Genomic DNA, 25,906 nt, shown 5'->3' with positions numbered 1-25,906 from the left:
TATGAAAATATTATCACCTTTGGCTTTGTGCCTCGCCGCCGCGCTCAGCGCAGGCTGCGCTAATACGCTGAAAAGCGACTATCACGCGCCGGAAGTACGCTATCCCGCCAGCTGGGACAAGAGCGATGCTACCCACGACCTGGCGCCATTTGACTGGCAAGCGTTTAACGATCCCCATCTCGATAACTGGCTGCGCCAGGTCATGGCAAGCAATAACGATGTCGCTATTGCCGTGCTTCGGGTGTACAGGGCGCGACTAGACGCGGAAAGAGTCGGTATCTCCAACGATCCCGGGTTGAAAGGTTCGTTGGGCGTAGACGGGAAAAATCAGCTCAATAACTCGTCGGGCTGGACAAAAGGCAGTAGCGCCAGCCTCAACACCAGCTATGAGCTGGATCTCTGGGGCAAAATAGCCCGCCAGCGCGATGCGGCGGAGTGGGCAAGTCATGCCAGCGAAGAAGATTTACGCGCCGCACGCCTGACGCTGCTTTCCGAGGCCAGCAATAATTACTGGCGCATTGGCTTTGTGAACCAGCAGATTGCCGTCCTCCAGCAGAGCATTGGCTATTCAAGAGAGACGCTGCGTCTGGCCGAGTCTCGCTATCGTGCAGGCGGTGCTTCCGCGCTGGATGTCGTGGACGCGCAGCAAAGTTTGCTCGCGCAGGAAAACCGACTTACCGGGCTGCAGCGAGATCGCCTGCAGGTGCTGAATCAGCAGGCCGTATTGCTGGGGACCGCTCCGGGCAACTCAGTGGTTGAGCCAACAAAACTGCCCAACGGCCCTCTGCCGCAAGTTAACGCGAATATTCCTGCCAGCGTACTGAGACACCGACCTGATATCAGCGCGCAAGAGTGGCGGGTACGTGAAGCCCTGGCCAACGTTGATATACGGCGTACCGAATACTATCCCGCGTTAACCCTGACGGGATCGCTGGGTTCCGGCAGCAGCTCGCTGCTGAACGTGCTGCATAATCCCATCGCTTCCGTGGGCGCAAGTCTGACGCTGCCGTTCCTGGACTGGCGGCAGCGGGGCGTGGAGGTGAAAATCGCCCGTAACGATTACGAGCAGCGGGTGCTGGCGTTTAAACAGTCGCTTTATAAAGCGATGAGCAGCATTGAAGACGAACTCTCCCTGCGTAATCAATTGCTGGAGCAGGAAATAAGGCTCCGGGAGGGGCTTGAGCTTGCGCGTAAGTCAGAGCGCTTAAATGAAGTGCGCTATCGTCAAGGCGCGGCACGTATTTCATTCTGGCTCGATGCCCAGGAAAAACGCCGCCAGGCAGAACTGTTGCTGGATGAAAACCGCTTTAATCAGTTCCAGAATCTGGCAAAAATTTATCTCGAGTTTGGCGGGTCGTCTACTTTCCCCTAAATCTTGCTAACTAATTCTCCACAAACAGAAAACGGTTTTTCTTTCCCCGGCGCTCGTTTAAAGTCTTGCTGGTTTAGCGTGTTTAAGCGAACAAAATGATAAACGAGCGCTTATTTTATGGGGAAGGGTGAAGGCATGCGTGTGTCAGATTATATCAGGCTGTTATTTCTTGCCGCAGTGTGGGGAGCCAGCTTCCTTTTTATGAAAATAGCCACGCCCGAGTTTGGGGCGGTAAACACAGCTTTTTTGAGGGTGTTTTTTGGTTTTGTCGGGCTGGCGGTGATTCTTGTCACCCTTAGATCTTCTTTTCGCTTTGAGGGTAAATTCCGTTCGGCGCTTATTTTAGGCGCGATTAACTCCGGGCTGCCTTTCTTTATGTATTGTCTGGCCGCAAAATGGCTACCGGCCGGATACTCCGCTATTTTAAACGCGACCACGCCGCTAATGGGCGCCATTATTGGTTTTTCTTTCTTTGGTGAAAAATTAACGGCACGAAAATGGCTGGGGGTAGTACTGGGCCTGGCGGGGATTATGGTGATTACCTCGGTCGGTGACGCACAATCAAACGAGGATAAAATCGCCGGGATTATTGCCTGTTTGGTCGCCACGAGCTGCTACGGCGTGGCGGGTTTTTTAACCCGCCTCTGGATCTCCAACAAGGGCGGGCTTGACCCTAAAATCGTCGCATTTGGCAGTCAAATTGGTGCCGTGCTTTTCCTGCTGCCGTTCTTTGCCTGGAGCGTGGCGACCGGTCCTTCCATAAACTGGTTACAAGGCAATGTCTGGTTCAGCGTGTTGGGATTAGGTATTCTCTGCACCGCCGTGGCCTATATTTTTTACTTCCGTTTAATCGCCGACATCGGGCCATTACGCAGCCTCACGGTGACCTTTTTAATTCCGCCGTTTGGCGTGCTGTGGGGATACCTCATTTTGCATGAAACCATCAGCGAAGTATTTATTATCGGCGCGGTGATTGTCTGTTTCTCCGTCTGGTTGGTGATAAGCCCGGACAAGAAAGTGCTCTCTCCCAAAGTGAACCCGAACATCCGCTAACGAATAATTATAGTTATACTAACCGCGGGCCCGGATAAGTTTTCCGGGGCACGCGGTTAAGGAAAAACGATGAAACGAGAAGCGCTGTTCACGGCGGTGTTTGACAAGTACCAGGTTGAGCCGGACTACCCGTGGGATAAATTTAAGGATTACGCCGTGCTCCGGCATCGCTATAAGCGTAAATGGTTTGGCGTGGTGCTGAGTATTTCCGCCGCAAAGCTGGGGCTGGAAAGTGATGAGGTCGTTGATATTCTTAATGTGAAAGTCATGCCGGGCGCCGTTGGTTCGCTGAGAATGCAGCCCGGTATTTTACCCGCTTACCATATGAACAAAGAGCATTGGGTAACGGTGTTAATTGACAAGGTGCCGGATGAATTCATTCTGGGGCTTATCGACGAAAGCTTTAGCCTGACACGGTAGTTTTATTATCCCCGGGCATAATCTTAAATAAGATGCCCGGGGGGTATTACAAATAATCCTTCGCTATTTTAATGACCGCTTTTTTGACTGGGGCGGCATTGCCATTAATCATGCAAAGTGGCTTGTGAACTTCACCGGGATAAAAAATAATAAAGTCCCCGACATTCAGGTTAATAATCCTTTCATCATCCGGCGTTTTAATAAAAGCAATATCACTTTTTGCCAGCTTATCCTCCATCATTTCCGTATGTGGTGGCTTCAGGCTAAAAGCCATACCTTCTTGCCCACTTAGCACAAGCTGAACGTCCAGATATCTTTCATGATACTCCGGGAGCGCTTCCCAGGCGGATCGCGTATTACCCTCAATGACTAAAGCCCACACATTCTCGCCTGCAACCGCGTATTTCCCCGTCGGAGAATCGGCATTGATATTCTTCAAAACATAATCCAGGGCCTCGATTATTTTCGATGGCAGCCACGGATTTAAACCTAGCTCATTAATGTTTCCAACAATCATATAACATCCTTTATTCAATACTGGCGGGAACGTCTTTTTTATTAAATAGCCACCATTAAAAAATAAAGATATTAGTGAAATATGGAAATGTCATCCACTTCACGCATTTAAATTATAAATAACCTGACAGGATAATAAGTTGCTTCCCTTAACGTTTTTTAGGCTAATTTCCGTATATTGTTTCACATATGAGTTGCACTGTTCTATATATGAAACAAAACGACGAGTTAATTCGCAGCAAAATAAGTTCGATATATAAAACAAACGAGCATTCTATATATAAAACAAATAATCAAAGCGGAAATAAACATGCGTATTCCAGAGAGCCTAAAAGAGAGCAAAGCCCCCGCAGCCGTCAGGCTGGTGGCTATTCTTGATTTTATTGCGGAGAAAGGTAGCGCCAGTTTTAGCGAAATCAGCACCCAACTGGCGATCCCAAAAAGCAGCACGCACCATTTGCTGGAGGTGCTGTGCGCCACGCAAATGCTGCGTCTTCGCGTTGACGGGCGTTACGCGCTCGGGCTGCACCTGTTTGAGCTGGGCGGCCTGGCGGCCAGCGGGCTGGATATTCGCCTGGAAGCTATTCCGTACCTGCACGAGCTGGTTGAACTCACCGGGTTGACCTGCCATCAGGGCATTATGGAAGGTGATGAAGCATTTTTCCTCAGCAAAATTCAGTCACCACAGGCGATTATATTGACGTCCTGGGAAGGGAAGCGCATTCGGCTACACAGTACGTCATTAGGGAAAATTCTGCTGGCATGGCGTCAGACAGAACAGGTTGAGCAGATTCTGGCGAAGGCTACTTTCGTGAAAAAAACGGAAACGACCATCACCGATAAGCAGCGCTTTATTGAGCATCTTGCCTTAGTGAGGCAGCAGGGCTGGGCCTACGATGACGGCGAGAACATTAATGAAATTCGCTGTATTTCCGCCCCGGTATTTGACACCAAAGGTGACGTACTTTGTGCCATTGGCCTGACGGGGATGGTTTCTCAATTTACCAATGGCAAAAAGGAAGAGTATTTAAGCCATTTACTGGCGACCACCGAGCGAATATCAAATGCCGTTAATTTCGGTATGAAGTCCAGGGCCATAAGTCAGTAGTTAGTCTGTATTAATTAAGTCGTAAATTATCCGTGAATTATTCACGGAGGTTTACTTTTGGGGTTTTTCAATAAAACGGTTAATTTCTTTTATCTTTTACTGAGGAAACAAACATGCAAATCAAGAAGGCAATAGACAAAATCCCCGGGGGATTAATGCTTGTGCCGCTATTTTTAGGTGCCCTGTGTAATACATTTGCTCCCGGCACCGGTAAATATCTTGGCTCATTTACCAACGGGCTAATTACCGGGACGGTACCGATACTTGCCGTCTGGTTCTTTTGTATGGGGGCATCCATTGAGCTTAAAGCCACGGGTACCATGCTGAAAAAGTCTGGTGTCCTGGTGGTAACCAAAATAGCCACTGCATGGGTTGTGGCGATGGCCGTCGGGTCGTTTCTGCCGCTGAACGGCGTTGAGGCCGGGATTTTTGCCGGGATCTCAACGCTGGCGCTGGTTGCAGCGATGGACATGACAAACGGTGGGCTGTATGCCGCGCTGATGAATCAGTACGGTTCTAAAGAAGAGTCAGGGGCGTTTGTGCTGATGTCGCTGGAGTCAGGGCCACTGATGACGATGGTTGTGCTGGGCACCGCGGGGATTGCCTCTTTCGAGCCGCAGCTGTTTGTCGGGGCGGTGCTGCCGTTCCTGGTGGGCTTTGTACTCGGTAACCTTGATCCAGATCTGCGGAAAATGTTCGGCGGGGCGGTACAAACACTGATCCCGTTCTTTGCCTTTGCACTCGGTAACACCATCAAACTACAGGTGATTATCGAAACGGGTTTTGCCGGGATATTCCTGGGCTTTGCGGTGATTATCATCACCGGCATTCCTTTAATCCTTGCGGATAAGTTCCTCGGGGGTGGCGACGGTACCGCAGGCGTGGCGGCGTCCAGCACGGCTGGTGCAGCGGTGGCCACGCCCGTATTGATCGCGCAGATGGTGCCCGAGTTTGCGCCAGCGGCTCCTGCGGCCACAGCTCTGGTAGCAACCAGCGTGATTGTGACTTCCGTAGTGGTGCCGATTATTACCGCGCTTTGGGCTAAACAGGTTAAAAAAGAAAAGCTGGAACAAGAGGTGATTATCGCGAAATAACGGGTACGTTAATACCGCTTAAAAACACATTTAATTAATAAATACTCTAATGGCATCAATTACGCCACGGGCCCACTCGCATTAAAATTGACGTTAACTAAGGAATTAAATATGGATATCAGACAAAGTATTCACAGCGATCACGCTAAAACGCTGGACACCGCCGGAATTAGAAAAGAGTTTTTAGTTGAGAAGATTTTCGAAGTCGATACATATACGATGGTTTACAGCCATATTGATCGCATCGTGATTGGCGGCATTATGCCGGTGAATAAAAGCGTTTCTATTGGCGAAGAAGTGGGCAAACAGTTCGGCGTGAACTATTTCCTCGAACGCCGCGAGCTGGGGCTGATTAATATCGGCGGTGCGGCCGTGATTACCGTGGATGGCACCGAATATCGCGTAGAAAAAGAAGAGGCGATGTATATCGGTAAAGGCGCTAAGCATGTGATGTTCACAAGCGTGGACAGCGCAACACCCGCTAAACTCTATTACAACAGCGCCCCGGCACACCATACGTACCCAACCCGCATTATCACAGGCGCAGATACGGTGGCAGCGCCGCTGGGCAGCGTGGAAAGCTGTAATAAGCGCACCATTCGTAAGTATCTGGTGCCGGAGGTCCTCGACACCTGCCAGCTCAGCATGGGTATGACCCGCCTTGAAGAGGGCAGCAACTGGAACTCGATGCCCAGCCACACCCATGAACGCCGCATGGAAGTCTACTTCTACTTCGACATGGATGAGGACACCATCGTGTTCCACATGATGGGCAAACCACAGGAAACACGCCACGTTGTCCTGCACAACGAACAGGCGGTGATCTCGCCGAGCTGGTCCATTCACTCGGGCGTCGGAACCAAACGCTACACCTTCATTTGGGGCATGATCGGCGAAAACCTAACGTTTGACGACATGGACCACATCGCTATGAAAGATATTCGCTAACTCGCTATCGCACGTAAGGAGTACACCATGGTTTTAGAAAAGTTTGCTTTAACAGGAAAAGTAGCGTTGGTGACCGGCTGTAACACCGGGCTGGGGCAGGGCATGGCGGTTGGCCTGGCGCAGGCGGGCTGCGACATTATCGGCGTAAATATTGCCGAACCGGTGGAAACCCGCCAGCAAATTGAAGCGCTGGGGCGACGTTTCGTGAATATCGCCGCCGACCTGAGCCGCTATGAGAATCTGCAAAGCGTGGCTAATGAAGCCGCCGCCATTTTTGGGCGCATAGACATTCTGGTGAACAACGCCGGGATCATTCGTCGCCAGGATGCCCTCGAGTTTTCCGAACAGGACTGGGACGACGTAATGAACGTGAACGTCAAAACGGTTTTCTTCCTTTCTCAGGCGGTGGCGAAGCAATTTATTAAGCAGGAAACCGGGGGCAAAATCATCAATATTGCATCGATGCTTTCATTCCAGGGCGGGATCCGCGTGCCGTCCTATACGGCGTCCAAAAGCGGCGTCATGGGCATCACCCGGCTGATGGCGAATGAATGGGCGAAACACAACATCAACGTCAATGCGATTGCGCCGGGCTATATGTCCACCAACAACACCGCGCAGTTAAGAGCGGATGCGGAACGCAGCAGCGAGATCCTGGAGCGTATTCCTGCGGGGCGCTGGGGGCTTCCGTCTGACCTGATGGGGCCGGTTGTGTTCCTGGCTTCACCGGCGTCGGACTACGTTAACGGCTACACCGTTGCCGTCGACGGCGGCTGGCTGGCTCGCTAAAGTTGCTGACGAAGAGGGAAAAAGCGTGGTTTTTCCCTCTTCGTGGTGAACAGCCGAAAATCAATGAATTGATTTTCCAATTTTTTTAACGAGCAATAGGGTATTTCTTCTATCGCCAGATTATTGTGAACACGCTCAGGCCGCCTGGGTAACAGGCGGCTTTTTCGCTTACTTTTTCTGCCAGCTAACAGCGTAGTGATAATGCGACCCGGAGAGCAAAAACTCCGGAGAGACGCTCGGGCTCCAGGAATCGTCGCCACCCAGGCCCATATGATAGCCGTCGATATTCAGCCAGCAGCCTTCCTCTTCTTTTAACAAATGCCGGTGCGTGGTTTCCCGCAGCTGTTTTTGGCTGTAGCGGCTGATGTTGAAGTGAAACGCCCCTCGCCAGCGGTGGCTGCCGTACTCAAGTCGTGAAGTGTCGCAGCGCAGGCCATTTTCGCTCGGGAAAACATAAGGCGTGTACATGTCGGCCAGCGGCAGCGTCCATTGGTCAAACAGCGCTGAGCTTTTACGGTCGGGGTAGTTTTCATGTGGGCCACGGCCAGACCAGGTCACCTCAGATTCAATATCTGCAAGCTGGCAGCAAAGACCAATGCGTGCGGGCGCTGGCGTGCCGAAGGCAATGTCCACATCCACCGTAATATGCAGCTCACCCAGGCTGTCGATGAGATAGTTTTTGTGGCTGATAAACAGCGTTTTACCGTTGCCCTGCCAGCGATGAACGGTGCGAACCAACACGCCGTTGCTCAGCCTGCCCACGTCGAAACTCAACAATTCCGGCGTCAGGTCGTACATGCCTGCGGCCTTCCAGCGTTCCACCCAGGCATTAGGATCAATGTGCGCGGCCTCGCTAATGCTGATGTCATTATCCAGCGGCGCACGAGTGAAGTTATCCTGCAAAGGCGTGAGCAGCGCAGGGCGTTGATGGCTAAACCACTGGCTGAGCAAACCGCTTCTACGCTCGAAACGCCAGTGCTGGTCACCGTGGAACACATCAACGTGTCTGTCGTCCATTTGCAGCAACGGAGCAGAACCGGCGGGAATGGTCGTGGGCTGCGCTAACGCTGACGGCAACTGCCACTGCGCCTGAGCGCAACAATGCCCGGCTTTGCTCCATGAGGTTGCCTTTATCTGCCGGATTTCAACATTGAGCCAGAGATCGCCGGGGCAGCTTATCTCCGGCAGAACAAGCTGAAGCACGCAGGTTTGTTCTGGTGCCAGATCCAGCTCCAGTTCACCACTGGACAGCAATTCACCCTCGCTTTTCAGCATCCATACCAGGCGTTCGTTATCGCTTTGGCGGAACAGGTATTCGCTGGTCACTTCCAGTCTGTTGTCCGACAGCAGGCGGAACTGGAAGAACTGCTGCGCATATTTCGCTTCATGTAACGCTGGATGCGGCGTGCGGTCGGCGAAGACCAGACCGTTCATGCAGAACTGCCGATCGTTTGGCTTGTCGCCAAAATCACCGCCATAGGCGGCCCAGGGCTGGCCGCTTTCGTCATATTTCACCAGCGACTGATCGACCCAGTCCCAGACAAAACCGCCCTGCAGCCGTGGGTGCTGGCGAAATGCCTCCCAGTACTTGCTGAACCCGCCCAGGCTGTTGCCCATCGCGTGGGCGTACTCACACAGAATCAGCGGGCGGCTTTCTTCAGGCAGCCCCAGCCATTTCTTTATCGACCACTTTGGCACCTGCGGGAAGGGCTGATCCTGATCGACCCTGGCGTACATCGGGCAAATAATATCGGTGGCCGCCGTGTCCGCGCCGCCGCCTTCATACTGCACTGGCCGGGTGGGATCGTTGGATTTTATCCAGCGGTAGAGCGCGTCGTGATTACTGCCGTGGCCGGATTCGTTGCCGAGCGACCAGATAATAATGGACGGATGGTTGCGATCGCGCTGCACCATCCGCGTCACGCGCTCGGCCATCGCGGGCAGCCAGGTCGGGTCGTCGCTCAGGCGATTCATCGGCACCATGCCGTGGGTTTCGATATTGGCTTCATCCACGACATAAAGGCCGTAAAAATCGCACAGCCTGTACCACAGCGGATGATTGGGATAATGGGAACAGCGCACGGCGTTGAAGTTATTCTGCTTCATCAACAGAATGTCACGCCGCATGGTGTCTTCATCCATCACCTGGCCGTTTACCGGATGGTGTTCGTGTCGGTTGGTGCCACGTAAAAGCAGCGGTTTGCCGTTGAGCTTCAGCAGCCCGCCGGTAATCTCCACTTTGCGGAAACCAACGTCATAGCCTTCACCTTCAAGAATATCTTCACCTTGCTTCAGGACAACGATCGCCCGGTAAAGGTTTGGCACTTCTGCGCTCCACAGCAGCGGTTGTTCAACCGGCAAGCGCAGGGTAGTGCGGTCATGATAAGCGCCGCGTTCGTCAATAATTTCGCTGCCGATGGGGTGCTGTTTTTCTGCCAGTAGCGCTTCTCCGCGCCAGAGCTGTACCAGCACTTCGCAGGCGCTGAGGTTCTGGCCCTCGAGCTTCACTAAAGCCCGCAGCTCGCCGCGTGAAAAATCGTCGTTAAGATCGGTCTGCAGTTGCACGTCGGCGAGGCGTGTGTCCGGCTTATGCAGCAGCGAAACATCCCGGAAGATACCGCTCATGCGCCACATATCCTGATCTTCCAGGTAAGTGCCGTCGCTCCAGCGCAGAACCATCACCGCAATGCGGTTATGGCCGGTGTTTAGTACAGCGCTGAGGTCAAATTCAGAGGGCAGGCGGCTGTCCTGGGCGTAGCCGATCCAGATACCGTTGCACCACAGATGAAAGGCGGAGTTTACGCCATCAAAAACAATCCTCGTTTGCCCGCTCGTCAGCCAGCTTTCATCCACATTAAATGTGAGCGAGTAACAGCCGGTGGGGTTTTCCTGCGGGACAAAAGGGGGATTAACCGGGATCGGGTAAGTAATGTTGGTATAAACAGGCGCATCATAGCCCAGCATTTGCCAGTTAGACGGGACGGGAATAGCGTCAGCATTGGGAAGATCCTCGCTGAGCCAGCTCTCCGGCACCGCTTCGGGACGAGAGAAATAACTGAAGATCCATTCGCCGTTAAGAGATTGTCGCGATGGTGAGCGCTTATCACTCCTGGCATCCTCCAGCGAACGCCAGCTGGAAAATGGGGGATGCGCCGCCAGCGAGTTAAGCTGGGTCACGCCGGGGGATTCCCAGTCGCGGCGTGCCAGCGTGGCATGGAGTGAAGGTGATATGTTGGTCATAGTGATGCGCCTGCGAGATAATTGTTATTCGCTCACAATTTAACGCTAGTTGTTCAGGAGTAAAGCCATCGCACCGCATTCGGTGATGGGCCTCACAAAGAACCCCGGTTTTATTTCAGGCGCGAAATCTGCTGCGCGAGGCGAGTAAGCTCGTCGGCCAGCTGTGCCGCCGTGGGCTGCATCAGGCTACCCGGTGCGGCGGTCGTTTTGCGTTCTACGAGGCTGACAGGGTGCAGCGCCGCTAATTCGCCTCCCTGATGAATTAGCGTCACTATGCCGTTCACGCTGGCTTCTCCGAGTTGCCTGAAATCCTGCCGGATGGTGGTCAGCGGGGGAAGAAAGCAGGCGCTGTCTGCGGTGTCATCAAAACCAATAACGGAAATGTCCTGCGGCACCGCGAACCCGGCTTCGTGAATGGCACGCAGCGCGCCCAGCGCCATCTGATCGTTAGCCACAAGGATCGCCGTCGGCTTCTGCTCATCGCGTAAAAGCTGGCTAACCTGCTGGTAGCCCGAAAGGGAACTCCAGTCCCCACGCATAAAAGCCACCGGAGAAAGCTGATGCTGTGCCAGAGCACGCTGCCAGCCTTCACGCCGCAACCGGGCGGAGACTGAATTTTCAGGGCCAGCCAGCAAGGCAATATGGCGATGCCCAAGCGTCACCAGATGTTTCACAGCAAGCTCAGCCCCTGATGCGGCGTCGGTCACGATGTGATTAGCTTTCAGTTCAGGGGAAACATCCAGGAACAACACGGGAACATCGCCGCAGGCCGCCTGTACGGTCTCCACTTCCGCCGTTTCCAGCGGAATGTTCACAATCAGCCCGTCAACGCGCTGGGCAAGCAGGCTATTCACGGCGGCGCAGGCCGCATCCACACCAGGCTGTTCAACCATCGAAATCATCACGTTGAACTGCAGCTCACCGGCTTTGGATTTTATTGCCGCCGCGATCTGTGAGGGGGCATGCAGGGAAAGGGTGGTGGTCGCCAGGCCAAGCGTCTGGCTGAGTTTCCCCGCCAGCTGCTGCGCCACGCGATTCGGCACATAGTTCAGCGCTTTCATTGCGGCTTCAACTTTTTGCCGGGTTTTTGCTGAAACATGCGAAGCCTGGTTGATCACTCGCGAAACGGTTTGATACGACACGCCCGCCGACTCGGCAACATCGTACAGTGTCACAGATTTCGCTTTCATTGCAGGCTTCCTTCTCGCAGACGCTGGTAGGGCGGCTATTCTACACATAACGCGAAAGCCGGGAGAAACTTATGTACAAACTGTATGGCGTGTCGAGTTTTGGGTCGGCCATTACTGAATTGATGCTAACGCTGGTTGAGGAACCTTACAAATTCATTGACGTTGACGGGTTTGACACTCCCGGGCCAATGCGGGATCGGCTGCTGGTGATTAACCCGCTGGCGCAGGTGCCAACCCTTGTGCTGGACGACGGGGAAGTACTGACCGAAAGCGCGGCCATCGCGCTCTGGATCCTCGATCGCCACCCGCAGTATGCCCCGCCCATTGGCACACCGGAGCGGCAACAGTTTTATCGCTTGCTTATCTGGATTGTGGCCAACGTTTACCCCACCTTTACCTACGGCGATTACGGTGAACGCTGGGTAGAAGAAGAGGCCACGGTGCTAACCGAAAACCTTTATCGCTACCGTGAATCGCTGTGGCTGTGGTTTGAAACGCAGCTCAGTGCTGGCCCCTATATTTTTGGCGAACAGCTGACGCTGCTGGATTTATATCTGCCGGCGATGACCCGCTGGCGGCCGCGGCAGGCCTGGTTTGACCAACACACGCCCAAGCTTGCCGCCGTGGCAAATCAGGTTCGCGCGCTGCCGCAGCTTAATAAAGTGTTGGGCAGAAACGGCATGCTTTAAAGCACTAACGATCATCCGCCTGCGGGCTGCCGCATTTATAGTGAGGCCATTCATTCGCAGCAGGGAATCCGCAAAATGGCATTAGATCTGGGGCTTTATTTCGACCGCATTAACTATCACGGGCCGCGCGAGGCCACTTTAGAAACTTTACGTGCGCTGCATCTGGCGCACGCCTGCGCTATTCCGTTTGAGAATCTGGACGTTTTGCTCGGCAGAACACTCCAGATCGATGACGAGAGCGTCTTTGAAAAGCTGGTCGTGGCCGGGCGCGGTGGCTGGTGTTTTGAGCAAAATGGCCTGTTCCGCAATGTTCTCGCCGGGCTTGGGTTTGAGGTGGAAAACTTAGCGGCGCGCGTGCTGCTGGCCAACCCGCCGCAGATGCCCGCCAGGACGCATCGCCTCACGAAGGTGACCATCGGCGGCCAGGCCTGGATTGCTGACGTTGGTTTCGGGGGGAAAACGCTGCCCGAACCGGTTCGCCTGGTGGAAGGTGAGATGCAGCCGACGACGCATGGCGTGTACAGTTTCGAACGCGTTGAGCACGACTGGCTGCTAAAATTCCATGATGCTGACAAGGTGATTAACCTTTATCGCTTTAGCCTGGAACAGCAGTACGACTCTGATTACGAAGCCGGGAACCACTACGTGGCTACGTGGCCGCATTCGCACTTCCGCCACTGCCTGACGCTGAGCTTGTACAAGGCCAATGGCGAAAAGAATACGCTCTATAGCGCCGGGGAAAACGCACCGGTCTTTACCCATGCACAAGAGGTTTATGACCTGCTGCAGCAAAACTTCAATTTGCGCTTCGATCATCCGCGCCACGGCATCAGCCTCGAAGAGTTTTCAGCGATGCTGATACGGATTGGCGTGATAAAACCAGCCTGATATTTCCGCTTAAACGCCGCAGTTCGTGCCAGCACGCTGCGGCGATCCGCCACGATCGTAAAATCACACCCAAAAACTCAAAATAAAATAGCGACGGTACGCGCGTAGATGGTGGATATATCTTGTTTCAAAACCAATGCAAGGGTAAAAGGCCGAATAATATGAGGAATATTCAAAAATTGACGTTACTTTGAAAATTTCCTTTATCAATTTGAGCCTTTTTCTTTTAGCATAACGGCGGTTCTCATCAGGCGGCACAGCGGTTAACACAGGTTATGAAAAACATCTTTCTGGCAATTATCCTTTCTCTTATGGTTATTGGCGCTTTTGCTCACGATCCGCAGCCGGGTACCGGCCTTGATACTCTCGCCTCTGTACAGGACAGGTGACAGCTAAGCCACCCGCCTGACGTCGCTTAGCCCGCCCAGCGGGAAGCTCGAATAATGCTGCAGAAGTTCAGCGGTTCGAACCCAGGTTCTTTATCCTGAATGACATCGGCCTTCACGTTGCCAAACGTGGTGGCCGGTTTGTTTTTAATCCCGTCGTAAAACGCCTGAATAATCTCCTCTTTAAATGCCGTCGGGCGAGGGTGCAGTTTCACCACCTGCTCACGCTGCTCGTCGCTGAATTTATCGTAATCAATCCCCAGCACGTCCATTTCTACGCCCGCCGTCACCAGCGCAATTTCCGGGGCCATAAACTCAGGGATACCCGGCGTGGTATGCAGGGCAATCGCCGTCCACACTTTATCGATATCGGCCTGGTTGACGCCGTACTGGCGCATAAAATCCTGCGCGGCAAACGCGCCGTCCACTTCAAAACGCTTGTCGCAGCTGCAGTGTTCGTGTGTCAGCCCCATGTCGTGGAACATACAGCCGATGTACAACAGCTCGTGGTCAACCTTCAGTTCACGCCGTTGCCCGGCCAGCGCGGCCCAGTAATAAACCCGGCTGGAGTGATGGAACAGTAAATCTGATTCCGTGTCGCGTACCAGCTGGGTGGCTTCACGCGCCATTTTGGTGTCCGGAATGGCAATACCGTTAATTTTTAAGTTCATCTCTTTCTCCTCGCGTTGGTGTTGGAGTAGCATAGGCCGCAGTTAAAATGTCTTAAATGGTGGCATAACGACGATTTAAGACTTATGCCGCACTTCGCGACGTGGAGAAAAGAATGGCGCATCAAATCCTGATCCTGGCGGTACCCGGCGTTCAGCTGCTGGATGTTTCGGGGCCGCTGGATGTGTTTGCCGAAGCGAACCGGGTGCTGCACCGCGAGGTATACCAGCCACGAATTATTGCGCTGGAAGCCCCGACAATTGTTGCCTCTTCCGGCGTGAAAATGCTGGCTGACGATGTGCTTGAAACGGCAGTTAGCGGCCGGGAAACCACCTTTCTTATTGCCGGTGCGCCGGATGCGGCAGACAGAACGTTGAGCCGCGAACAGTGCGAAAAAATGACCGCGCTTTGTGCCCGGAGCCGCCGCTTTGGCTCCGTCTGTACCGGCGCGCTTTTGCTGGCACAAACCGGATTATTACAGGGCAGGAAAGTCACTACTCACTGGTCAGCTGCATCGCTTTTAGCGGCGCGTTACCCTGAAACGGAAGTGACCGCCGATGCGCTTTACGTCATGGACGGAGCCTTACGCACGGCGGCAGGTGTGACTTCCGGGCTTGATCTCGCACTAAGGCTTGTAGAGGAGGATCTTGGCCGGGAAGTCGCCCAGGACGTCGCGGCCAGGCTGGTGATGTTCTTTAAGCGGCCCGTGAACCAGAACCATTTCATCCGCGAGCAAAAAACCTCCCTCAGCGGCCGCAGCGCACTGCAGGATCTCCAGCGCTGGACAATCGCCAACATTGCGGAAGTTGCCACGGTGCAGCAGATGGCGGCACATATTCACCTCAGCGTGCGGCATTTAACACGCCTGTTTCATCAGGAAATGCAGATCACGCCGGGCGACTGGCTGGAAGCGGAGAAAGTGGCAAGGGCGAGGCAGTTGCTGGAGTCCGGCGAGCTGCCGGTGAAGGCGATACCCGCCGCCAGCGGGTTTTCCGGGGTAGATACGCTGCGGCGGGCGTTTGTGCGCCGAATGGGCATAACGCCCGCCGCGTATAAGAAGATGTGCTAACGCTACACGTTCGGAAACGTAATGCTGTTCCCCGGTGCCTCACGGTGCAGGTGGATAAAGTTCAGGTGGCGTTCGTACTGGTCGAGAATGTCGATGATCACCTGTTCTTTGCTGTAGTCCATCAGGTCATTGCCCTGGCTGCCCTCCAGCAGGAAGGTTTCCAGTCGGTAATAGGTCGATTTGCCGCTGCGGGCCCGGTAGGTAAAGCCCGGCACCGAGTATTTCTGCGGCCAAATCTGGTAGACGAAGTTTTGCTCGTCGCCCATATGCACCCGTAGCTCCAGGTGCCCCAGTTTCTCATCCGGCAGCGGCGGTTCGACGGAAAGCTCGACCTTCGCGCCACGCAGCTCCAGTTCCTGAGAAACCTCTTCCATTGCCGGGTAGCAAACGGTGTCCATCATCTTCTGGGTATAGCGCGTGCCTGGGTAGTTCATCAGCCGGGACAGGCGCTTTTTCCAGCCGAGGCGATCCTGCGCGGTCATCATGTAAGGCGCAGTATCGCGACTGGCGCTGACGCGGCGGTAATCCTCTATCTTCAGGGATTTATACAATCCGGCCATCACGAAGAAAATCACGAAGCTGAACGGCAGCCCCATAATTACCGTCATGTTCTGCAGCGCGGAAATGCCGTTGGTCATCAGCATCCCCATGGTCAGCAGGCCAATCGCAATGGACCAGAAGATACGCAGCCAGTTGGGCGCATCACTGTTGATGTCCTTCAGCTTAGAGGTGAAATTCCCCAGCACCAGCGCACCGGAATCCGCCGAGGTGACATAGAACAGCAGGCCGGTGATCGTCGCCACCGAAGCGCTGAAGGTAAAGCCGGGATATTGCGCCAGCAGGCTGTAGAAGCCTCGCTCCGGGTGGGCCATCGCTTCCTGAGCAAATGTACCGTCGCCGTGAATAATTTCGTAGAGCGCACTGTTACCGAACACCGAAAGCCAAAGCAGGGTAAAGGTGAACGGGATAATCAGCGTGCCGAGCACAAACTCACGAATGGTGCGCCCCCGGGAAATTCGTGCGAGGAACAGGCCAACAAACGGCGACCACGCTACCCACCAGGCCCAGAAGAACAGGGTCCAGTTGTTCATCCATTCCACCGGGCGGTCAAACGCAAAGCTGTTAAGCGTCATGCCCATAAAGCGGTTGATGTAATCGCCCACGTTCAGCACCAGCGCGTTCAGCAGAAACTCGGTGTTGCCCATGAACAGCACGAACAGGATCAGCCCCAGCGCCAACGCCACGTTCAGCTCGGAAAGAATTCGAATGCCTTTATCGACGCCGGAGGTCACCGAAATAGTGGCGATAATCACCGACAGCACGATCAGTGCCGCTTTGGCCCCCAGGCTGTCCGGGATATCAAACAGCACGTTCAGCCCATAGTTCAGCTGCACAACGCCAATCCCCAGCGTAGTGGCGATGCCGAAAATGGTGCCGATCACCGCCGCGATATCCACCGAGTGACCAATCGGGCCATTAATTCTTTTGCCAAAAATAGGGTACAGCGCCGAGCGGATCGTCAGCGGCAGGTTATAGCGGTAGCTGAAATAACCCAGCGCGATGCCCATAAGGGCATACATCGACCAGCCGGTCAGGCCGTAGTGGAACAGCGTCCAGACCATCGCCTGGCGAGCCGCTTCAATGGTTTGCCCGGCACCTTCCGGCGGCTGCATATATTGCGTTACCGGTTCGGCAACGGAGAAGAACATCAGGTCGATGCCTATCCCGGCGGCAAACAGCATCGCCGCCCAGCTCAGCACGCTGAATTCAGGCTTGGACTGTTCCGGCCCGAGCTTGATGGAGCCGAAACGGGAACAGGCGATAAACACCACAAACACAATGTAGAGCGTGGCGGCAAGCAGGTAGTACCAGCCAAAGCGAGAGGAGACCCAGTTCAGGGTATGACTAATCAGATTCGCGGAGAAATCGCTATAAAAAATGGTCATCAGGGAAAAGCACAAAATCAGCCCGGCGGACGTGTAGAACACCACCGGGTTGATTTTGTCTTTTTCGCTGGCAGCAGAAGCAGTAACGGGATTCGTCATCGATTACCTCAGGTTAAGTAACGGTGACTACTCAGATGAGCAGTTAAGTTTTTCTTGTGAATGCAGGTGAGATTGTTTTTTAACAATTCCATAATCAATTTATGGTCTTAAATTGTTCATTGATATTAATCCATTGAATTTATTCAAATAAAATCCTCATTTTTATTGTTTGGAATGCGAATACATCGCTGTTTTCTTGCCTTTGCGTAACAATTAATACACATTTTATATTGAACGTTCAATCAATAAACGCTTAAATAGATAACAATTACTGATGAATGGAGCAGGGCGATGCCGAAAAAAGGTATGCAGCCGATACGGCGGCGACAGCTGATCGACGCCACATTAAACGCCATAAATGAGGTCGGCATGCATGATGCCACGGTGGCGCAAATTGCCCGCCGGGCCGGGGTTTCGACCGGCATCATCAGCCATTATTTTCAGGATAAAAACGGCCTGCTGGAGGCCACCATGCGGGACGTCACCGCCCAGCTTCGCGATGCGGTAGTGGGGCGACTGAAAGCTTTACCGGGCGCTTCTGCCGAACGGCGTCTGTGCGCCATCGTGGATGGCAATTTTGATGAGACGCAAACGCACAGCGCGGCGATGAAAGCTTGGCTGGCATTTTGGGCCAGCAGTATGCATCAGCCGATGCTCTATCGATTACAGCAGGTAAGCAGCCGTCGCCTGCTGTCCACACTCACCGCCGAGTTCAGGCGAGAGCTGCCGCAAAAGGAGGCCAGGCTGGCGGGTTATGGCCTTGCCGCGCTGATAGACGGCCTTTGGCTGCGAGCGGCCTTGAGCGGTAAGCCGTTTGACCGCAAAGCGGCGAGCGTGCTGACCACGCAATTCATTAACCAGCATCTTGCAGCGGTGAAAACCTAATTTAGCGAGGAGAAGATATGTCCCGATTTGGTGAACAACAGCTTTATATCGACGGAGGTTACGTTGCCGCCCAAAGCGGTAAAACGTTCGAAACCATCAACCCGGCGAATGGCGAAGTGCTTGCGGTCGTTCAGGCCGCTGGCCGGGAAGACGTCGAGCGCGCCGTGGCAGCCGCGAAGAAAGGGCAGAAAATATGGGCGGCAAAAACGCCCGTTGAGCGTGCACGCATATTGCGTCAGGCGGTGGATATTCTGCGCGAGCGTAACGATGAGCTGGCCGAGCTGGAAACGCTCGACACAGGTAAAGCTTTCAGCGAAACCTCCAGCGTGGACATCGTCACCGGAGCGGACGTGCTGGAATATTACGCCGGGCTGACCACCACCCTGGAAGGCCAGCAGATCCCGCTGCGGAACAGTTCGTTTGTCTACACCCGCCGGGAGCCATTGGGCGTTGTGGCCGGGATTGGGGCGTGGAATTATCCGATTCAGATTGCGCTTTGGAAGTCTGCGCCCGCATTGGCGGCGGGGAACGCGATGATCTTCAAACCGAGCGAAGTCACGCCACTCACGGCGCTTAAGCTAGCCGAAATCTATACCGAAGCCGGATTACCGGACGGCGTCTTTAACGTGCTCCCAGGGCTTGGCGCAGAAACGGGCCAACTGCTGACGGAACACCCTGGGATTGCCAAAGTCTCCTTCACCGGCGGCGTTGCCAGCGGCAAGAAGGTGATGGCGAATGCCGCAGGTTCAACGCTGAAACAGGTCACGATGGAGCTGGGCGGCAAATCTCCGCTGGTTATTTTCGACGATGCCGATCTCAACCTGGCGGCAGATATCGCGATGATGGCCAACTTCTACAGCTCTGGTCAGGTCTGCACCAACGGCACTCGCGTTTTCATCCCTGCAGCGTTGAAAGCCGAGTTTGAGCAGAAAATTATTGAACGCGTCGGCCGTATTCGGGCCGGTGACGTTATGGATCCGCATACCAACTTTGGGCCGCTGGTCAGTTTCCCGCACCGCGAAAACGTCCTGCGCTACATCGAATCCGGCCGCGAAGAAGGTGCCACGCTGCTGTGCGGCGGCGACAAGCTGCATGGAGAAGGTTTTGATAACGGCGCCTGGGTTGCGCCTACGGTCTTCACCGACTGCCGCGATGAGATGAAAATCGTCCGCGAAGAGATCTTCGGTCCGGTGATGTCGATCCTTAGCTACGAAACAGAAGATGAGGTGATTCTGCGCGCCAACGATACGGATTATGGCCTGGCAGCTGGCGTGGTCACTAACGACCTCACTCGCGCACACCGCGTTATCCATCAGCTTGAAGCCGGGATTTGCTGGATTAACACCTGGGGAGAATCTGCAGCAGAGATGCCAGTCGGCGGCTACAAGCATTCCGGCATTGGTCGCGAAAATGGCCTGATGACGCTGCAAAGCTATACGCAAGTTAAGTCAATCCAACTGGAGATGGGCACCTATCAGTCAATCTTTTAACCCCACCTGAGGAGGATGAATGGAATTTGATTACATCATTATTGGAGCGGGTTCCGCAGGTAATGTTTTAGCTGCACGTTTAACGGAAGATCCCGATACCACTGTCTTGCTGCTTGAGGCGGGCGGCCCGGACTACCGCTTTGATTTTCGTACCCAAATGCCTGCGGCACTGGCGTTCCCGCTGCAGGGCAAGCGTTACAACTGGGCCTATGAAACCGAGCCCGAGCCGTTTATGAATCACCGCCGCATGGAGTGTGGGCGAGGCAAGGGGCTGGGCGGCTCATCCCTGATTAACGGCATGTGCTACATCCGCGGGAACGCGATGGATCTCGACAACTGGGCATCGATGCCGGGCCTGGAGAACTGGAGCTATCTGGACTGTCTGCCGTACTACCGCAAAGCGGAAACCCGCGATATCGGCCCTAACGATTACCACGGTGGAGAAGGCCCGGTGTCCGTGACGACGCCTAAGCAGGGAAACAACCCGCTGTTTCATGCGATGATTGAGGCCGGCGTGGAAGCCGGGTATCCGCGCACGGATGATCTCAACGGTTATCAGCAGGAAGGCTTTGGGCCGATGGACCGTACCGTGACGCCAAAAGGCCGCCGTGCCAGTACCGCTCGCGGTTATCTCGATGAAGCAAAGCGACGTGAAAACCTGACTATAGTGACCCACGCAACCACTGACCGCATTGTCTTTGATAATTTGCGCGCAATTGGGGTGGAATACCTGGTGAACGACAGCACGGTGCATTCCGTGGCGAAAGCGCGTAAAGAGGTTCTGCTGTGCGCTGGCGCGATTGCTTCGCCGCAAATTCTGCAGCGCTCTGGGGTGGGCGATGCAGAGTTCCTGGCGAGCCTGGAAATCCCTGTGGTTCACGATTTGCCCGGCGTTGGCGAAAACCTGCAAGACCATCTGGAAATGTACCTGCAGTACGAATGCAAAGAGCCGGTGTCACTTTACCCGGCGCTGCAATGGTACAACCAGCCAAAAATCGGCGCAGAGTGGCTGTTTAACGGCACCGGCGTGGGTGCAAGCAACCAGTTTGAAGCGGGGGGCTTTATCCGCAGCCGCGAAGAATTTAGCTGGCCGAATATTCAGTACCATTTCCTGCCTGTAGCGATTAACTACAACGGCTCAAACGCGGTGAAAGAGCACGGTTTCCAGTGCCATGTGGGTTCTATGCGTTCCCCAAGCCGGGGTCGTGTAAAGCTGAAATCGCGCGACCCGCACGAGCACCCAGGTATTCTGTTCAATTACATGTCCCACGACCAGGACTGGCAGGAGTTCCGCGACGCGATTCGTATTACTCGCGAGATCATGCAGCAGCCCGCTCTGGATAAATACCGTGGCCGCGAAATCAGCCCCGGCGTTGACTGCCAGACGGACGAACAGCTGGATGAGTTTGTACGTAACCATGCGGAAACGGCTTTCCATCCATGCGGCAGCTGTAAGATGGGGCACGATGAAATGGCCGTGGTGGACGAGCAGGGCCGGGTTCACGGCTTGCAGGCGCTGCGCGTGGTGGATGCTTCCATTATGCCGCAGATCATCACCGGCAACCTGAACGCCACCACCATTATGATTGGCGAAAAAATTGCAGATGCGATTCGCGGCAAAGGGCCGCTGCCGCGCAGTACTGCCAGCTATTACAAAGCTGAACAGTCGCTGGTCAGGAAAGCGCCGGTGCGAAAAATCCAGTAACTCTTAAAGGCCAGCAAAACTGGCCTTTCTTCTACCCGCCGCTTGCCCGATCCCCCTGTGAAGCAGTAAAACTACTGTTCAACAACAAAAAGGAGAATCACCGTGCCGCATATCGAAATCAAATGTTTCCCTCGTGAGCTGACCGAAGAACAAAAACAGGCCGTGGCCAGCGAAATGTGTGACGTGCTGAAAAAGCACTTTGGCTCTAAGGATGAGTCGCTCTCCGTGGCGCTGAAGATGATTGATCAGGCGAACTGGAAAGCTGAGGTGTGGGATACGCAGATTGCGCCCGAACTGGATTCGCTGCTGAAAAAGCCGGGTTACAGCTTTTAATCACCCATAAGGTGACAACGTCACCTTATGCATAGCGGATTATCGTAAACCCTTCGCGCTCATCGGGTGCAACGAAGTAACGGGTAATCAAATCAAACTGCGCGTCCGTAGCGGCAAAATCATGAGTTCCGCTGCTGTTGTCCGCTGCTGTTGCGGGCGCGTAATCTCTCCCGGCAAACGTCATCAGGCACGTCCAGGTAATGCAGGCGATTATCTGCCCCGGTTTCATCTACAATCGACTTCATCCACTGCCTATTCGCCAGCGTATTGGCCGGGAAATCGAGCACCACCGAAAGCCCGTTCCTAAGCAGGGAAACAAGATGCGGCGTTAGCGCTTTTTTCAGTTTGCCGGAGCAGGCGACATAATCCGCCACGCTTTGCATTTGCTCGCCGTAAAGCGCCGCGAGCCAGCTGTCTTCACTGACCAGAATGGTATTGGGCGCTTCCATCAGCTTTGCGCTTAGGGTGGATTTACCAGCAGCAATTTTGCCGCAGAGAAGGTGAAGCGTGGGCTGAGCAAGGGACGTGGTTGGCATTGACACCTCATGGAAAGAGACAGTTTTTCACTACTGTCTACCTGAGGGATAAAAGATACAACCAGTAAAATTGGCGGGTCAGAGCGCCTGACCCGCGTAAAAGCTACTTCAGCTTTGTCCAGTAAGTTCCCGTTTCTTTCACGGCCAGGAACTGCTGGTTCATCTCATCCAGCGTTTGCTGCGGATCCATATCCGCAAACAGCTGCGGGTGGAAGGTTTTGGCAAAGAATTCAACGTCCAGTAAATGCCACGGCGAGAGGTAGAAGTTATGCCAGACCGCCCAGGCTTTGCCGTTTTGAATCGCGTTCAGGTTAGAAATCACTTTCTGCTGGCTAAGCACCTGCGTAAAGCTTTGCTGCGCCTGACTGGCCGTGACTTCCGATCCCAATTGCAGCCTGCCAGTTTGATCCGGCCCGGCGCTGCCGGTGGCGATGTAAATATCCGGGTTCACCGTCAGCAACGCCTCCGGGGAAATCTTGCCGTACACGCCGGGGAAGCGGCTCAGGGCAATGTTATCCCCACCGGCAAAGGCCAGCAGATCCGCCAGGTTACCGCGCCCGACGGTGGTGCAGCAGTCGCTTTTATCCCCTAAATGCAGCTGAAGCATTACCGTAGGTTTCACGGGTTTAGCCTCAGCCAGGCGTTCGGCTATTTTCGCCATGTGCTGCTGATAGAAGGCGATAAACTTTTCCGTTTTCGGCTGGTCGTTTAGCGCTTCGCCCAGAATACGCAGGCTCGGAACTGTGTTATTCAGCTGATCGACGCGGAAATCAACGTAAATCACCGGAATATGCGCCTGGGTCAGCTGGCTAAGAAAACTGTCGTGATTGCTCTCTTTTTTGGCGTAAATAGGCAGAATTACAAGGTCCGGATGCAGGGCAATGACTTTCTCCACGCTTATCCGCGAGAAGTTATTGTTGCCGATAATCGGGATGTTTTTGATATCCGGGAACGCCGCGGTGTAGCGGTTCCAGGTCTGCGGATCCAGACGCTGCAGATCCGCAGGCCAGCCGACGACGCGCTTCGCCGGGTTGCCGTCTTCCACCAGGGCGAGGGTATAAATCATCCGGCTTTCGCCGACGATCACACGCTGCGGGTTATCCGGCACCTCAACTTTACGCTGCAGAATATCGGTTATCGTTTTGGCCTGACTGCCGGCGCTAAGCGCCAGCAGGGCCGCGAGCAACAGCGACTTTTTCATCTCAGAAGTCCACGCTGGCGGAGAGATAAGCGGTGCGCGGTTCGCCTTCGATAACGCGCAGGTTACCGGCGCTGGATTCATAGTACTCGCGGTCGAACAGGTTTTTGACGTTCAGCTTCAGCTCGGTATTTTTGCCCAGCAGCTTACTGTCCCAGGCGACAAACGCATCCGCCACGGTATAAGCCGGCATGGTGAAGCTGTTTTCCGGATCACCTGCGCGGCTGCCGACGTAGCGCCCGCCGCCGCCCAGGCGTAATTCACCTGGCAGCCAGGAGAAACGTAGGGTATGGCTGAGGTAAAGCCCGCCCATCGTCGTTGGGGCGTTCACCAGACGGTTGCCGACGTTCACCGGATTAATATCGTCTTCGACGATCTCGGTTTTGTCGTAGCTGTAGTTCGCCGTCAGGTTCCAGTCCTGTGCAATTTCGCCGTTAAGCTCTAATTCCGCGCCGGTAGAGCGCGCTTTCGGGATGTTACGAGTCACGCCGTTGATAAATACCGACATATCTTTTTCATCAATGCGGTAGAGCGCCAGGCTACTGGTCAGGCGAGGGGCCATCTGCCATTTCGCGCCCACTTCCCATGTTGTCCCTTTTTCGGTGGAGGCGACGTTGCCGTTGTCATCCGTTTGCGTGGAAGGAGTGAACGACTTGCTGTAGCTGCCGTACAGCGACATGTCAGGCACGATTTTGTACACCAGGCCCAGCTGCGGCAGGAAGGCGTTGCCCCTGTCTTCCAGCGTGGTTTGCGGGTTCACCCAACCTGCGCTGGAGGTCTGGGTATAGCGCTGCAGGCGGCCACCTAATACGGCAATCCACTGGTCAGTCAGGTGAATGCTGTCTTTCGCAAACACGGAGCGGCTGTAGAGATTCGTGCGCAGGTTACTGTTGGAATCGCTATAGGTGCTGCTGTTGGTTATCGGCGAAACGCCGTACACCGGGTTATACATATTGAAGGTTTTCGTCACCTTCCCACGATACGAATACTTCTTGTAGGTTTCGTTTTGCTCGTAATCCGCGCCCAGCGTGATGTCGTGGGTCATGCCCAGCAGCTCAGGGCTGCCGCTGATGTCCCAGGAAGCGTAATCCGTCTGGTGATTAAAGCCCCGGTTAGCATCCGCGCGGCGGGAAACCAGGCCGCTGTTAGGATCGACCGCCGTGGCACGGACTTCGTTGCTGTCGTAGCGGCGCTGCATCCACGCGTAGTTCAGGTTCGTTTCCCAGGTGTCATCCAGCTTGTACGAGTAATTGGTCGTCAGCCGTTTGTTCTTACCCCAGGCGTGGTTGGCGTAATCGTCAATGCGGCGATCGTAAGGGATATTCAGCGGTTTGCCGTTGATAAACGCGGTGCCGCGGTCATATGGAATGTCGAACTTATATTCCACGTAGCTGATATTGAAGGAGGCTTTATCGCCGTACCAGCTGAGCGATGGGGCAATCAGCGTGTGTTCGTCGGTGCCGAAATTGCGCCAGTAATCCTCATGCTGGCGTTCGGCGACCAGGCGGAAGGCAAACCCGTTGCCGAGCGGGCCGGTGACGTCGACCATGCCGGAGCCACCCCCGTTACTGCTGCTGGTGCCGCTGACGTGGGTGTTCCAGGTGTACTGTGGTTTCTTGCTGACGAGGTTAATCACGCCGCCGGGGTTCAGGATGCCGTAGAGCAGGGAGGCTGAGCCTTTCAGCACCTCAACATGATCGATGCTGGAATCCATCGCCAGGCCCTGGTTGCTGCGTACCCCGTCAATAAACACGGAACCGTCGCTGTTGGAGCCAAACCCGCGTTTGACAAAGCCATCTTCGATGCCGCCGAGGGTATTACTCTGCGTCACACCGCTGACAAACTTCATCGCGTCATTGACCGAGGTCACCGCGTAGTCGTCGATCACCTGCGGCGTGACCACGCTAACGGACTGAGGGATTTCGCTGCGCGGCGTTTTGCTGCGGGAGGCGATGGAGGAGTCATCCTGGGTATAGCTGGTTGGTGAGCCGTCCGGGTTAGCGTTGGCGACCACGGTTAAGGTGTCTTCCTTCGGTTTGTCAGCGGCGAAAGTCGGGCCACCAACGATGAAAGTTGAAATGATTAATAATTTTGAATTAAGAAGTGCCTGGCGAACAAAAGTGGAACCAAAAGGAATGCGATTCATGATGTTGTTTATCTGAACTGAAGCGATTTTATAATGGGAATTAAGATGATAATAACAATAATTAGCATTTACAATATTAACTCTGCTTACATAATTACTGGTTTTATATCCAAAATCCTGATGATTTAGCGGGGAAT

21 protein-coding genes and 1 pseudogene are annotated in these 25,906 nt (G+C 54.3%); 14 read left to right on the top strand and 8 right to left on the bottom strand.

The window, feature by feature from the left end; all coding sequences use genetic code 11:
- Position 1 precedes the first annotated feature (1 nt).
- The 3 genes from B9Y90_RS08195 to B9Y90_RS08185 all read left to right on the top strand — a co-directional run bounded on the left by B9Y90_RS08195 (position 2) and on the right by B9Y90_RS08185 (position 2,845).
- Positions 2 to 1,372 carry a macrolide efflux RND transporter outer membrane subunit EtsC gene (locus tag B9Y90_RS08195; protein WP_085540921.1) on the top strand — a complete coding sequence of 457 codons (1,371 nt, stop codon included), beginning with the start codon at positions 2 to 4 and terminating at the stop codon, positions 1,370 to 1,372.
- Between the two features lie 135 nt (positions 1,373 to 1,507).
- Positions 1,508 to 2,425 (top strand): DMT family transporter, encoded by a 918-nt coding sequence (locus B9Y90_RS08190; RefSeq protein WP_085540920.1) that lies wholly within the window; start codon positions 1,508 to 1,510, stop codon positions 2,423 to 2,425.
- 69 nt (positions 2,426 to 2,494) lie between these two features.
- Complete coding sequence (locus B9Y90_RS08185) at positions 2,495 to 2,845, top strand: MmcQ/YjbR family DNA-binding protein (RefSeq protein ID WP_085540919.1); 351 nt, start codon at positions 2,495 to 2,497, stop codon at positions 2,843 to 2,845.
- A 46-nt stretch (positions 2,846 to 2,891) separates the two neighbouring features.
- Here the strand turns inward: B9Y90_RS08185 and B9Y90_RS08180 are convergent, their stop codons facing one another.
- Positions 2,892 to 3,362 (bottom strand): NanQ anomerase/TabA/YiaL family protein, encoded by a 471-nt coding sequence (locus tag B9Y90_RS08180; protein ID WP_085540918.1) that lies wholly within the window; start codon positions 3,360 to 3,362, stop codon positions 2,892 to 2,894.
- A 309-nt stretch (positions 3,363 to 3,671) separates the two neighbouring features.
- Between B9Y90_RS08180 and B9Y90_RS08175 the strand changes: the two genes are divergently transcribed.
- The 4 genes from B9Y90_RS08175 to kduD all read left to right on the top strand — a co-directional run bounded on the left by B9Y90_RS08175 (position 3,672) and on the right by kduD (position 7,300).
- On the top strand, positions 3,672 to 4,469 hold the full coding sequence (locus B9Y90_RS08175) for an IclR family transcriptional regulator (RefSeq protein ID WP_085540917.1): 798 nt from the start codon (positions 3,672 to 3,674) through the stop codon (positions 4,467 to 4,469).
- Between the two features lie 113 nt (positions 4,470 to 4,582).
- A complete protein-coding gene (gene kdgT / locus B9Y90_RS08170) occupies positions 4,583 to 5,563 on the top strand; it encodes a 2-keto-3-deoxygluconate transporter (protein WP_039293498.1) in 981 nt (326 codons plus the stop codon).
- 111 nt (positions 5,564 to 5,674) lie between these two features.
- Positions 5,675 to 6,511 carry a 5-dehydro-4-deoxy-D-glucuronate isomerase gene (gene kduI / locus B9Y90_RS26395; RefSeq protein ID WP_139827366.1) on the top strand — a complete coding sequence of 279 codons (837 nt, stop codon included), beginning with the start codon at positions 5,675 to 5,677 and terminating at the stop codon, positions 6,509 to 6,511.
- A gap of 27 nt (positions 6,512 to 6,538) precedes the next feature.
- Entirely contained in the window at positions 6,539 to 7,300 is a 762-nt protein-coding gene (gene kduD, locus B9Y90_RS26390) for a 2-dehydro-3-deoxy-D-gluconate 5-dehydrogenase KduD (protein ID WP_139827365.1), read from the top strand.
- A gap of 168 nt (positions 7,301 to 7,468) precedes the next feature.
- Here kduD and B9Y90_RS08160 read toward each other — a convergent pair whose 3' ends face one another.
- A complete protein-coding gene (locus B9Y90_RS08160) occupies positions 7,469 to 10,540 on the bottom strand; it encodes a beta-galactosidase (protein ID WP_085540916.1) in 3,072 nt (1,023 codons plus the stop codon).
- Positions 10,541 to 10,650: 110 nt separating this feature from the next.
- Positions 10,651 to 11,730, bottom strand: a complete 1,080-nt coding sequence (locus B9Y90_RS08155; RefSeq protein WP_085540915.1) for a LacI family DNA-binding transcriptional regulator — start codon at positions 11,728 to 11,730, stop codon at positions 10,651 to 10,653.
- Between the two features lie 71 nt (positions 11,731 to 11,801).
- Here B9Y90_RS08155 and B9Y90_RS08150 point away from each other — a divergent pair, with 71 nt between their 5' ends.
- Both B9Y90_RS08150 and B9Y90_RS08145 read left to right on the top strand, forming a co-directional pair.
- Positions 11,802 to 12,419 carry a glutathione S-transferase family protein gene (locus B9Y90_RS08150; RefSeq protein WP_085540914.1) on the top strand — a complete coding sequence of 206 codons (618 nt, stop codon included), beginning with the start codon at positions 11,802 to 11,804 and terminating at the stop codon, positions 12,417 to 12,419.
- Positions 12,420 to 12,494: 75 nt separating this feature from the next.
- The gene (locus B9Y90_RS08145) at positions 12,495 to 13,307 is read left to right on the top strand and encodes an arylamine N-acetyltransferase family protein (protein ID WP_085540913.1); all 813 of its coding nucleotides are present in this window, start codon (positions 12,495 to 12,497) and stop codon (positions 13,305 to 13,307) included.
- A gap of 415 nt (positions 13,308 to 13,722) precedes the next feature.
- On the opposite strand, the gene B9Y90_RS08140 is transcribed toward B9Y90_RS08145, so the two are convergent.
- The gene (locus tag B9Y90_RS08140; protein ID WP_085540912.1) at positions 13,723 to 14,364 is read right to left on the bottom strand and encodes an HD domain-containing protein; all 642 of its coding nucleotides are present in this window, start codon (positions 14,362 to 14,364) and stop codon (positions 13,723 to 13,725) included.
- Between the two features lie 113 nt (positions 14,365 to 14,477).
- On the opposite strand from B9Y90_RS08140, the gene B9Y90_RS08135 reads away from it, so the two are divergent.
- Positions 14,478 to 15,431: a GlxA family transcriptional regulator gene (locus B9Y90_RS08135; protein ID WP_085540911.1), complete on the top strand. Its 954-nt coding sequence runs from the start codon at positions 14,478 to 14,480 to the stop codon at positions 15,429 to 15,431.
- A gap of 2 nt (positions 15,432 to 15,433) precedes the next feature.
- On the opposite strand, the gene B9Y90_RS08130 is transcribed toward B9Y90_RS08135, so the two are convergent.
- On the bottom strand, positions 15,434 to 17,476 hold the full coding sequence (locus tag B9Y90_RS08130) for a choline transporter (protein ID WP_039293523.1): 2,043 nt from the start codon (positions 17,474 to 17,476) through the stop codon (positions 15,434 to 15,436).
- A 291-nt stretch (positions 17,477 to 17,767) separates the two neighbouring features.
- Here B9Y90_RS08130 and betI point away from each other — a divergent pair, with 291 nt between their 5' ends.
- The 4 genes from betI to pptA all read left to right on the top strand — a co-directional run bounded on the left by betI (position 17,768) and on the right by pptA (position 21,889).
- Positions 17,768 to 18,361: a transcriptional regulator BetI gene (gene betI / locus B9Y90_RS08125; protein ID WP_085540910.1), complete on the top strand. Its 594-nt coding sequence runs from the start codon at positions 17,768 to 17,770 to the stop codon at positions 18,359 to 18,361.
- A 17-nt stretch (positions 18,362 to 18,378) separates the two neighbouring features.
- Positions 18,379 to 19,851 (top strand): betaine-aldehyde dehydrogenase, encoded by a 1,473-nt coding sequence (betB, locus tag B9Y90_RS08120; RefSeq protein WP_085540909.1) that lies wholly within the window; start codon positions 18,379 to 18,381, stop codon positions 19,849 to 19,851.
- A gap of 19 nt (positions 19,852 to 19,870) precedes the next feature.
- A complete protein-coding gene (betA, locus tag B9Y90_RS08115; protein WP_085540908.1) occupies positions 19,871 to 21,556 on the top strand; it encodes a choline dehydrogenase in 1,686 nt (561 codons plus the stop codon).
- A 102-nt stretch (positions 21,557 to 21,658) separates the two neighbouring features.
- Complete coding sequence (gene pptA / locus B9Y90_RS08110) at positions 21,659 to 21,889, top strand: tautomerase PptA (protein ID WP_085540907.1); 231 nt, start codon at positions 21,659 to 21,661, stop codon at positions 21,887 to 21,889.
- Positions 21,890 to 21,914: 25 nt separating this feature from the next.
- Here pptA and B9Y90_RS08105 read toward each other — a convergent pair.
- From B9Y90_RS08105 to B9Y90_RS08095, 3 genes and pseudogenes are all read right to left on the bottom strand, one after another.
- Positions 21,915 to 22,425, bottom strand: a pseudogene (locus tag B9Y90_RS08105) (AAA family ATPase).
- Between the two features lie 103 nt (positions 22,426 to 22,528).
- Positions 22,529 to 23,626, bottom strand: coding sequence for an ABC transporter substrate-binding protein (locus B9Y90_RS08100; protein ID WP_085540906.1), 1,098 nt, complete (start codon positions 23,624 to 23,626; stop codon positions 22,529 to 22,531).
- Position 23,627: 1 nt separating this feature from the next.
- Positions 23,628 to 25,769: a TonB-dependent siderophore receptor gene (locus B9Y90_RS08095; RefSeq protein ID WP_085540905.1), complete on the bottom strand. Its 2,142-nt coding sequence runs from the start codon at positions 25,767 to 25,769 to the stop codon at positions 23,628 to 23,630.
- Between the last annotated feature and the right edge of the window lie 137 nt (positions 25,770 to 25,906).

Source organism: Cedecea sp. NFIX57 (assembly GCF_900177785.1).
GTDB lineage: Bacteria > Pseudomonadota > Gammaproteobacteria > Enterobacterales > Enterobacteriaceae > Cedecea > Cedecea neteri_C.
Note: the sequence above shows the minus strand (reverse complement) of the source record. Positions and strands in the feature narration are given on the sequence as shown.

What these genes read in the sequence shown, in the direction of transcription:
- B9Y90_RS08195 (WP_085540921.1), top strand. Translation starts at nt 2, where the DNA reads ATGAAAATATTATCACCTTTGGCTTTGTGCCTCGCCGCCGCGCTCAGC.
- B9Y90_RS08190 (WP_085540920.1), top strand. Translation starts at nt 1,508, where the DNA reads ATGCGTGTGTCAGATTATATCAGGCTGTTATTTCTTGCCGCAGTGTGG.
- B9Y90_RS08185 (WP_085540919.1), top strand. Translation starts at nt 2,495, where the DNA reads ATGAAACGAGAAGCGCTGTTCACGGCGGTGTTTGACAAGTACCAGGTT.
- B9Y90_RS08180 (WP_085540918.1), bottom strand. Translation starts at nt 3,362, where the DNA reads ATGATTGTTGGAAACATTAATGAGCTAGGTTTAAATCCGTGGCTGCCA.
- B9Y90_RS08175 (WP_085540917.1), top strand. Translation starts at nt 3,672, where the DNA reads ATGCGTATTCCAGAGAGCCTAAAAGAGAGCAAAGCCCCCGCAGCCGTC.
- kdgT (WP_039293498.1), top strand. Translation starts at nt 4,583, where the DNA reads ATGCAAATCAAGAAGGCAATAGACAAAATCCCCGGGGGATTAATGCTT.
- kduI (WP_139827366.1), top strand. Translation starts at nt 5,675, where the DNA reads ATGGATATCAGACAAAGTATTCACAGCGATCACGCTAAAACGCTGGAC.
- kduD (WP_139827365.1), top strand. Translation starts at nt 6,539, where the DNA reads ATGGTTTTAGAAAAGTTTGCTTTAACAGGAAAAGTAGCGTTGGTGACC.
- B9Y90_RS08160 (WP_085540916.1), bottom strand. Translation starts at nt 10,540, where the DNA reads ATGACCAACATATCACCTTCACTCCATGCCACGCTGGCACGCCGCGAC.
- B9Y90_RS08155 (WP_085540915.1), bottom strand. Translation starts at nt 11,730, where the DNA reads ATGAAAGCGAAATCTGTGACACTGTACGATGTTGCCGAGTCGGCGGGC.
- B9Y90_RS08150 (WP_085540914.1), top strand. Translation starts at nt 11,802, where the DNA reads ATGTACAAACTGTATGGCGTGTCGAGTTTTGGGTCGGCCATTACTGAA.
- B9Y90_RS08145 (WP_085540913.1), top strand. Translation starts at nt 12,495, where the DNA reads ATGGCATTAGATCTGGGGCTTTATTTCGACCGCATTAACTATCACGGG.
- B9Y90_RS08140 (WP_085540912.1), bottom strand. Translation starts at nt 14,364, where the DNA reads ATGAACTTAAAAATTAACGGTATTGCCATTCCGGACACCAAAATGGCG.
- B9Y90_RS08135 (WP_085540911.1), top strand. Translation starts at nt 14,478, where the DNA reads ATGGCGCATCAAATCCTGATCCTGGCGGTACCCGGCGTTCAGCTGCTG.
- B9Y90_RS08130 (WP_039293523.1), bottom strand. Translation starts at nt 17,476, where the DNA reads ATGACGAATCCCGTTACTGCTTCTGCTGCCAGCGAAAAAGACAAAATC.
- betI (WP_085540910.1), top strand. Translation starts at nt 17,768, where the DNA reads ATGCCGAAAAAAGGTATGCAGCCGATACGGCGGCGACAGCTGATCGAC.
- betB (WP_085540909.1), top strand. Translation starts at nt 18,379, where the DNA reads ATGTCCCGATTTGGTGAACAACAGCTTTATATCGACGGAGGTTACGTT.
- betA (WP_085540908.1), top strand. Translation starts at nt 19,871, where the DNA reads ATGGAATTTGATTACATCATTATTGGAGCGGGTTCCGCAGGTAATGTT.
- B9Y90_RS08100 (WP_085540906.1), bottom strand. Translation starts at nt 23,626, where the DNA reads ATGAAAAAGTCGCTGTTGCTCGCGGCCCTGCTGGCGCTTAGCGCCGGC.
- B9Y90_RS08095 (WP_085540905.1), bottom strand. Translation starts at nt 25,769, where the DNA reads ATGAATCGCATTCCTTTTGGTTCCACTTTTGTTCGCCAGGCACTTCTT.